The 1,595-nt window shown below is 60.9% G+C and carries 2 protein-coding genes; both read right to left on the bottom strand.

Annotation, left to right across the window (positions count from 1 at the left end; all coding sequences use genetic code 11):
- Window positions 1-87: 87 nt before the first annotated feature.
- Window positions 88-954 carry a 4-hydroxybenzoate octaprenyltransferase gene (gene ubiA / locus HMPREF9538_RS14900; protein WP_002884808.1) on the bottom strand — a complete coding sequence of 289 codons (867 nt, stop codon included), beginning with the start codon at window positions 952-954 and terminating at the stop codon, window positions 88-90.
- Between the two features lie 12 nt (window positions 955-966).
- Entirely contained in the window at window positions 967-1,464 is a 498-nt protein-coding gene (ubiC, locus tag HMPREF9538_RS14905) for a chorismate lyase (protein WP_002884807.1), read from the bottom strand.
- Window positions 1,465-1,595 lie beyond the last annotated feature (131 nt).

Below are 1,595 nucleotides of genomic sequence, written 5' to 3'. Positions count from 1 at the left end.
CGCGACTGATGCGCCAGCACCACCGGCGCCCCGCCGCGACCAGCGCCCCCCGCCAGGGGGGGGGGGGGGGGGGCGGCGGACAGGAGGTTACAGATAGCTCATCGCCAGGCCGAGGAACAGCACCAGCCCGACGTAGTTATTGTTCATAAACGCTTTGAAGCAGTTATCGCGGTCGCGATTGAAGATAAGCTTCTGCTGCCAGCCAAACAGACCCGCCGCCACGAACAGCGACCAGTAATATTCCCAGCCCAGCCCATTCAGCCAACCCACCGCGCCCATCAGCGCCAGTACGGCCACCTGCAGGATACCGATAATCAGACGATCGTTTTCGCCAAACAGGATCGCCGTCGACTTGATACCGATCTTAACGTCGTCATCGCGATCCACCATCGCATACTGGGTATCGTAGGCCACCGCCCACAGAATATTGGCGAGGAACATCAGCCAGCAGCTCAGCGGCAGCGATTCGCTGACGGCCGAGAAGGCCATCGGGATCGACCAGCCAAAGGCCGCGCCCAGCACCACCTGCGGCAGATGAGTGTAGCGCTTCATAAACGGATAGACCCACGCCAGCGCCAGCGCCGCCACCGACAGCAGAATGGTCATGGTGTTGAGGGTGAGCACCAACAGGAAAGAGAGCAGCACCAGCACGATAAACAGCGTTCGCGCCTCTTTCTCGGTAACATCGCCGCTCGGCAGCGGACGGCGGGCGGTACGCTTTACGTGACCATCAAATTTTCGGTCGGCATAGTCATTCACCACGCAGCCGGCGGCGCGCATCAGCCAGACGCCGGCGACGAATACCGCCAGGATCCACAGCGGCGGGACGCCCGGCGAGGCCACCCATAGCGCCCACAGCGTCGGCCACAGCAGCAGCAAAGCGCCGATCGGTTTGTCAGTGCGCATCAGGCGATGAAACGCCAACAGCTTATTCTGCGACAGACTCCACTCCATTTTTTCTTCCTCTTAGTACAACGGCGACGCAGGCAAAAAAAGCTCGGTCAGCAGCAGGGGTTTGCCGCTCAGCCGCAGGCGGGAACGACGCCCCCACAGCGCTGCATCGCGACCAATTTCAATAAAATCGCGGGTTAATGTCGACGACGTAAACAGGTATCGGCCCAGCGGAGTTTGCCCGAGCTGCTGTAGCGCCAGCTCCGGACCACACAGCGTCGACTCCGGCGCCACCGTGCGCCCGGCCAGCCAGGGCTCGCCATCGGCATTGAGTATAATCTCCCGCAGCCAGTAGCGCGGCTCGTCGGGCAGCAGCGCCGCTTCGTCAGTCAGCGCGTCACGGCCGATATACCCTTCGTTAACCAGGGTCACGGTGACCTGCTTTCCTTGTTGTTCAAAGCGCTGGGTCATTGAGTCCTCCAGCAGCAGCCAGTCACTTAGCGGCGGCGGCAGGGATGGCATAACGGCAAAATAGCGCAGCGCACGCAGTCGCGTAAGCGCAGGATGGGACATGCCTGATTCTCCGGTACATAACGTGAAAGCATTGTATCGCAGAATAGGCGGTTGGTGGCGGGCAAACGTCAATATACGATCATTCACGCAACAGCCATGCAACAGGCTGCCGCGCGTGCAAAAAAAAGGGG

The organism is Klebsiella sp. MS 92-3 (assembly GCF_000195655.1).
In the GTDB taxonomy this organism is placed as follows: domain Bacteria; phylum Pseudomonadota; class Gammaproteobacteria; order Enterobacterales; family Enterobacteriaceae; genus Klebsiella; species Klebsiella pneumoniae.
This window is presented reverse-complemented; position numbering and strand designations above follow the sequence as displayed.

Excerpts from the sequence above, each read along its gene's own strand:
- ubiC (WP_002884807.1), bottom strand. The coding sequence starts at position 1,464 with ATGTCCCATCCTGCGCTTACGCGACTGCGTGCGCTGCGCTATTTTGCC.
- ubiA (WP_002884808.1), bottom strand. The coding sequence starts at position 954 with ATGGAGTGGAGTCTGTCGCAGAATAAGCTGTTGGCGTTTCATCGCCTG.